The following is a 6,226-nucleotide window of genomic DNA, read 5'->3' as shown; positions in this document are numbered from 1 at the left end:
CAGCGGCAGTGCTCGAGAAGCTCATGACCGTGACCGTCCACAGCCTGTCGGCCCCGGTCCGTAGGAAGGCGTTCCAGCTGGCATGCAAAATGGCCGCGGACAGCGCGAGCCCAACGACCGTCGCGTTCATTGGGGGACCTGCGCGCCGGCGAGGATGGCGGAAGCCGCCTTGCGCGCATTGGCGATGGCGGCATCAGCCTCCCCCATCTGGGCCAGCAGCGTCGCGCCCTCGATCAGCATCAGCAGCGCCGTGGCGACGCCCTCGGCCCGCTCCGGCGGCATCTCTTCTTCCAGGATGGCGCGCAGGCGCGCCCGCAAACCGTTCTTCTGGCGGCTGGCTGCCTTGAACACCGGATGATCGGGATCGCCGAACTCGGCGAGCGCGTGCGCGAACAGGCAGCCGTGGAAGTCCGGATCGCGAAACCAGCGTTCGTGCCAGTCCAGTATCGTTAAGATCTTCGCTTCCGCCGTTTCCGCCGTCGCGGCCAGCCGGTCGAGCTGGCGTTCGAAACGCGCCGCGCGGTGCTCGAGCACCGCGACGATTAGCTCGTCCTTCGCCGGGAAGTGGCGGTACATCGTCATCTTGGCGATGTTGGCCTCGGCAATAATTCGGTCGATGCCGGTGGCGTGGAAGCCGTCGCGCTTGAACAGCGAATACGCGGTGTCGACGACATGCTGGCGTTTGGCGGAGGGCGATGAGGGCATTTATGCTGCCGCGTGATGAGACAGGTCTGTCTCTTTTTAGGCAACGGTTCGACAGTTGTCAATTGGCGGCCGATTAGCCGATTTGCTTCCGGCGATAGCCGGCAAGCTCACAATATTCGCGATCGGACTGATGCGGTCGGCGGGCCGCACTGAGTGTCCTGCGGCCTGAAGGCCGCAGGCCGGGGAATGGATCGGCGGCTTCTTACCGAAGCACGCGGCAGCGGCCGTTATAAACCATCCAGCGGTCGAAGCCGGAGACGCAGAACTCGACATTGTCGCCGATCGAGGCGAAGCCCTGGCCTTCCTCGATCAGGTAGAAGATCGAGCGGTCGCGGCCGTCCGACAGGCTGACGGTGGCGCGGCAATAGTGCCGGCCGATCGGCCATCTCTCGCTCGACGGCAGATAACGATGCAGGCGGATGTTATGGAAATCGGTGATCGCGACATCCGGCAGGTGCGGCACATGATGAACCTGATAGCTGAAGCGATCGGTGATCTTGCTCAGCACCCAGGCCTCGGCGCAGACGCTGCCGTCATCCTCGGTTAAAACGGCAACGTCGGCGGCCTGCGCTGCCTGGGTGAAACCAAGCGACGTGCCAAGCGGCGTCAGAAGCGAAATCAGCGCGGCAAGGGCGGAACGGGCGAAGCGAGTCATGACAGCCTCTCAAGGTCGGTTGCGCGCACTGTGCGGATTCGCTTGGCGGCGGTCAAGCGGTTGTGAAGACAATGGTTTCCCAAATCATCGTTCCAGATGCGGTCCGGCTGTCAGACGGTTCCCGCCACCAGCAGTCCGCCGACGACGGCCAGGTTGATCAGCAAGGCGTTGCGCAGCACCTGCCGCTCCGGCTCTTCGGACTCCCAGAAGCGCAGCAGCGCGACGTTCGTCGACAGCGTGAACAGGACAAGCGCGCCGGCGGCGAAAGGCACGGCACGGCCGAGCGCAAGCATCAGGCCGGCGACGACTTCGAGGGCTGAGCCGGCTGCCAGCATGACAGCGGGAGCCGGAAACTTCCGGCTCGCCAGATAGTCGCACATAGCCTTGAATTTCAGGAAGTGCTCGATGCCGGCGAAGACGAACACGCCGCCGATGAGAAGCGCGCCTATCGCCTGAATGGTATCGATCGACATGTCGACCTCCTGCAGGCTTCCGGGTCAATCCTTCGGGATGAAAGCGGGGTTGTAGACGACTTCCCAGAGATGATCGTCGGGATCCTGGAAATAGCCGGCATAGCCGCCCCAGAAGGTCTTTTGCGCCGGCTTGGCGACGCGCGCGCCGGCCTTGACGGCCTCGGCCATGGTCGCGTCGACCTCGGCCTCGCTCGCCACGTTGTGGCCGATGGTGAACTCGGTCGGGCTGCGGCCGCTCTGCGGCACGGTGGCGTCGAGGGCGATGTTCGCGCGCTCGAAGATCGCGAATTTCAAGCCGCCGGCAAGCTCGAAGAAGGCGACGGCGCCATGCTCGAACTCGCGGCCGATGATGCCTTCGGTCGGCAGGCCCAGGCCGTCGCGGTAGAATTTGAGCGACGCCTCCAGATCGTCGACGCCAAGGGTGAAGACGGTGATGCGAGCTTTCATTTCTCTCACTCCCTTCTATATTCGTCACCACATCCGCGACCGGATGCGGCGCAGTGAAGGCGCTGGACGCGCCAAGAGGCTGCATCTGTTTTGCCACGGCGGACGCGACCCGCATTGAAGATTTCGGCCAAAATGGCCGAAGCGGATCCGCCAGAGGACGCCGAAGCAGATCGGAGAAGATATGGAAGCGGTCCTGGCGCAGACCACCGGCTTCTTTCGGGAACGGCCCGTCCCGCGAGGCCTGGCCGGCGCCTTCTCCGTCGTCTGGGTGCATCGCATGGCGAAGCAGGACGTCCCGCCAATCGTCGTCACGCCGGACGCGACCATCGATCTGCAATGGATCGAAGGTCGCTTCCGCGTGGCCGGACCGGACAAGGAGCCGCAGATCGAGCGCCTTCCCCCCGGGTCGGTGATCATCGGCTTCCGTTTCCGGCCGGGCGCGGCCGCCGGGTGGCTCGGCCTGCCGGCCGGCGAAATCGTCGGCGGGCGGCTGAGCCTCCAGGACTTATGGGGTACGCGTGCCCGCGAACTGTCGGATCGCGTCAAGGCCGCGCCCGACCTCGCCGGCATGGTGCGGCAGTTGGAAAATGAAGTCGGCGCGCATACAGAGGGGCGCGATGCGCTCGATGCGCTGATGGGCAGGGCCTTCGACCTCATTGATGAAGGCCTGTCGCCGGAGATGCCGCTGGTTCCCTGTCTGCTCAACCGCCTCAACATGAGCGAGCGGACGCTGCGCCGGCGTTTCGAGGACGCTTTCGGCTATGGTCCGAAGACGCTCGACCGCATCCTGCGCTTCCACCGCTTCCGGCGCCTGCAGCGACGGCATAGCGATGCCTCGACCGCGCTGCTCGCCATCGAGGCCGGCTACGCCGACCAGGCGCATCTGATCCGCGAAACCCGGCGGCTGACCGGCGTGACACCCTCGGCGCTGGCGTAGGTCAGTCTTCGGCTGGTCCCGGTCTCACTCACCGGCCAGCCATTCGATCGTCCAGCGCGACGGCTGTTCGACGGCAAGCACTCCATGCAAGGCCGGCAGCATCAGCCGCAATTCGGCCTCCAGCGTGAAGGGCGGGTTCACCACCACAAGGCCACTGCCGTCGAGGCTCGGTTCGCTCGAGGCAGGCCGGATCTCGAAGCCGATGTCGAGCAGTTTTGGAATGCCTGTCTCCTTCAGCGCGGCGCGGAAGGCGGCGACCGCCTTGCGATCCTTGATCGGATACCAGAGCGCGTAGATGCCGCCCGGCCAGCGCCGGTGCGCTCGGCGCAGGTTCTCGACGAGACGCTGGAACTCGCCCTCCTCCTCGAAGGGCGGATCGACAAGCACGAGCCCGCGCTTTTCCTTCGGCGGCAGATGCGCGCCGAGCGCCAACCAGCCGTCGAGCTCGATCACCCTGGTCTGGATGTCGCCGGCGAAGACGGCTTTGAGCCGCGCAGCGTCCTCGGAATGCAACTCGATCGCCGTAAGCCGATCCTGCTTGCGCAGGAGATGGCGCACGATCAGCGGTGAGCCGGGATAGCGGCGCAGACCGCCGTCGGGATTTTCCAAGCGCACCGCTTCCAGATAGGGCTGAAGCAGCGCCGCCGTCCGAGGCTCGAGCGCGGCCTCGGACACCCGGCCGATGCCGCCCTGCCATTCACCCGTCTTGCCGGCCTCCACCGACGCGAGATCGTAGCGGCCGATGCCGGCGTGAGTGTCGATAGCGCGAAAGGCCTTGTCCTTCTGCTTCAGATACTCGACCAGCCGGCTGAGCACCGCGTGCTTGACGACATCGGCGAAATTGCCGGCGTGGTAGGCGTGGCGATAATTCATGCCGCCTTCACCTTTGCGAACCGCCGCGGCCCCAGCGCGGCGGCGGGGGCTGCGAGTTGGGATTCTGCGGCGGCTTGTTGCCGCGCCCAAAGACCAGCGAAAGCACCAGTCCAGCCAAGCCGACTCCCATCAGCGTGTAACCGGCCGGCTGCGCGCGTTCGTCGACCGAGCCGGTGCCCGCACGCAAGATCAGGTCGACGGCGCGCATGTCGATCCCGTCCGCATCGCCCGGACCGACAGTGAAGACGTAAGCGCCCGGCGTGACCGTCTCTATCACACCGGCCTCGTCGCGAAAGATCTTGTCGGGCAGCTGCGGGCTCACCTGGCGTGGATTGTCGGTGTGGTTGAAGGAGAGCGTCGAGGCGAGCGCCGTGCGGCCGCCGCTTGCCGCGGTCAGCGTCAGCACCGTGTGCTGCTGCGAGGCGACGCGCTCGGCACGCGCGGTGAGGTCGACCAGCACGCGAACAGGCGCGTCGCGCGCAGCGAGCCGTACGGTCGCCGGCCGGAAGCGGCCGCCCTCGTAGACGCGCCAGGTGCCGATCGCATGGCCGGAGAAATTGCTCACCGCCCAGGGATAAAAGACCCCGATGGCAGCGCCGGCGATGAGGACAAGAACCGAGAGGAAGCGCATTGAAAGCCCTGGTTAGAGTTTCTTGCGGGCGCGATCGCCACTTTTGGCGGCCTCGTCCCGGGCAGCGTCGCGAATCCGCTCCATCTCGTCCAGAAACATCTCCAGGCCAAGCTCGAAAGTCTTGTCGAAACCGCTTGTGCCAAAATAAGCCGCGGCCGCCACGACACTGGGATAGTCGCGCTGCAATTCTTCGTCGCTGACCGTGGTGACCGCCGACGGCCCCTTGGCGTAGCCGGCGGTCTCGTCGAGGATCGCGCCCATCAGATAATAACCGGCGGCGCGGAACAGACGGGCGCTGAGCTCAGGTCCGAAGCCGCCATCCTCGAACAGGCCGATGATGGCGTTCAACTTGGCGAGGCAGGGCGGCGAGTTCATGCGATAGACGACGATGAACGGCGCGAAGGCCGGATGCTCCGTCGCCACACGCCGGAATTCCTGCATACCGATGCGCGCCCGCTCACGCCAAGGAAGGCTGTCATCGGGGATCACGAGCCCGCTCATCTGGCGATCGACCAGCGCCTCGTAGAGATGCGCCTGCGAGGGAAAGTGATGGTAGATGCTCATCGCCTCGCAGCCGAGCCTGACGGCGAGCTTGCGCATCGAGAAGCCGGAGAGCCCTTCCCGCTCGATTACCTCAAAGGCCGCGTCCTCGATCATCTCGCGGGACAATTTTCCGCGGGTTCGGATTTTCTTGCTCGGTGAGTCCATGGCGCCGCTTGACAACTTACACTGTAAGGTTCATGTTCCAAATCACCTTACACCGTAAGGCTAACAAAAACCAGAGGAGAACACCATGCCTGTCATTCGCATCATCTCAAGCGCGCACTCCTGCCTTCGCTCCGCCTCGCTGCTCGCCGCTATCGCGTTCACCGCGGCCTTGACCATGCCTGCCGGCGCCGACGACTACGACGCCGCCATCAAGGACATCCAGTCGGCCATTGGGGGCGTGCCCGGCTTCATGAAGCAGTTCCCGAAAGCCGGTCTGCCCGGCGCGTGGGCAGAGGTCAAGGCAATCGAGATCAGCGACAAGACAGCGCTGCCGCCGAAGGTGAAGTCGCTGATCTCGCTGGCGGTCGCGGCGCAAATCCCCTGCAATTATTGTGTTTGGTCGGACACCGAGAACGCCAAACGCGCCGGCGCCACCGACGAGGAGATCCAGGAGGCAGTCGCCTTGGCCGCCTTGACCCGCCACTGGAGCACCATCTTCAACGGCATGCAGGTCGACTTCGCCCAGTTCAAGAAGGAGATGGGCGGAGAATAGGGAGAGGCTATGAGGAGTAGAAACAGGAATGCACGGCGTCCAGTTGTCCAACCTGCGCTGCTCCTTGTGCTCCCCTTTTTGGTGCACCTCAGAGTGGTGGCGATGCCGGGAGGCCATCTCGGCGTGCCGGACAGCACGGCTGCGGAGCCGTCGTCACCACGGCCGCCTAGCCCCGATCAATTCGGAAAGCGCGTTTCGCAGACAGGGCCTGCGGGCTCGCCATATCTACCTGTTGGCGAGCTAA

General features: G+C 65.0%; 9 protein-coding genes and 1 pseudogene. 2 read left to right on the top strand and 8 right to left on the bottom strand.

Translation table 11 applies throughout. From position 1 onward, the window contains the following. From EOA75_RS35235 to EOA75_RS26970, 5 genes and pseudogenes are all read right to left on the bottom strand, one after another. Nucleotides 1-130, bottom strand: a pseudogene (locus EOA75_RS35235) (EamA family transporter); the annotation flags it as partial. Beyond that, nucleotides 127-705 carry a TetR/AcrR family transcriptional regulator gene (locus tag EOA75_RS26985; RefSeq protein ID WP_127242320.1) on the bottom strand — a complete coding sequence of 193 codons (579 nt, stop codon included), beginning with the start codon at nt 703-705 and terminating at the stop codon, nt 127-129. The pseudogene EOA75_RS35235 and the gene EOA75_RS26985, both read right to left, overlap by 4 nt. A gap of 202 nt (nt 706-907) precedes the next feature. Continuing rightward, a complete protein-coding gene (locus EOA75_RS26980) occupies nt 908-1,360 on the bottom strand; it encodes a hypothetical protein (protein ID WP_095800057.1) in 453 nt (150 codons plus the stop codon). 110 nt (nt 1,361-1,470) lie between these two features. After that, the gene (locus tag EOA75_RS26975; RefSeq protein WP_095800058.1) at nt 1,471-1,833 is read right to left on the bottom strand and encodes a DoxX family protein; all 363 of its coding nucleotides are present in this window, start codon (nt 1,831-1,833) and stop codon (nt 1,471-1,473) included. Nucleotides 1,834-1,857: 24 nt separating this feature from the next. Further along, nucleotides 1,858-2,280 carry a VOC family protein gene (locus EOA75_RS26970; protein WP_095800059.1) on the bottom strand — a complete coding sequence of 141 codons (423 nt, stop codon included), beginning with the start codon at nt 2,278-2,280 and terminating at the stop codon, nt 1,858-1,860. A 181-nt stretch (nt 2,281-2,461) separates the two neighbouring features. On the opposite strand from EOA75_RS26970, the gene EOA75_RS26965 reads away from it, so the two are divergent. Next, the gene (locus EOA75_RS26965) at nt 2,462-3,217 is read left to right on the top strand and encodes a helix-turn-helix domain-containing protein (RefSeq protein ID WP_127246195.1); all 756 of its coding nucleotides are present in this window, start codon (nt 2,462-2,464) and stop codon (nt 3,215-3,217) included. 24 nt (nt 3,218-3,241) lie between these two features. Here the strand turns inward: EOA75_RS26965 and EOA75_RS26960 are convergent, their stop codons facing one another. From EOA75_RS26960 to EOA75_RS26950, 3 genes are read right to left on the bottom strand one after another with little or no spacing between them, the layout of a single operon-like run. Beyond that, entirely contained in the window at nt 3,242-4,090 is an 849-nt protein-coding gene (locus EOA75_RS26960; protein ID WP_127325590.1) for a 23S rRNA (adenine(2030)-N(6))-methyltransferase RlmJ, read from the bottom strand. Nucleotides 4,091-4,097: 7 nt separating this feature from the next. Further along, nucleotides 4,098-4,721, bottom strand: a complete 624-nt coding sequence (locus EOA75_RS26955) for a hypothetical protein (RefSeq protein WP_095823631.1) — start codon at nt 4,719-4,721, stop codon at nt 4,098-4,100. A 12-nt stretch (nt 4,722-4,733) separates the two neighbouring features. Beyond that, nucleotides 4,734-5,378, bottom strand: a complete 645-nt coding sequence (locus EOA75_RS26950) for a TetR/AcrR family transcriptional regulator (protein WP_245466748.1) — start codon at nt 5,376-5,378, stop codon at nt 4,734-4,736. A gap of 136 nt (nt 5,379-5,514) precedes the next feature. Between EOA75_RS26950 and EOA75_RS26945 the strand changes: the two genes are divergently transcribed. Continuing rightward, the gene (locus EOA75_RS26945; protein ID WP_095800063.1) at nt 5,515-5,982 is read left to right on the top strand and encodes a carboxymuconolactone decarboxylase family protein; all 468 of its coding nucleotides are present in this window, start codon (nt 5,515-5,517) and stop codon (nt 5,980-5,982) included. The last annotated feature ends 244 nt before the right edge of the window (nt 5,983-6,226 follow it).

This window comes from Mesorhizobium sp. M1A.F.Ca.IN.022.07.1.1, from assembly GCF_003997575.1.
GTDB lineage: Bacteria > Pseudomonadota > Alphaproteobacteria > Rhizobiales > Rhizobiaceae > Mesorhizobium.
The sequence above is the reverse complement of the archived record's forward strand: the minus strand, read 5'-3'. Positions and strand labels throughout refer to the sequence as shown.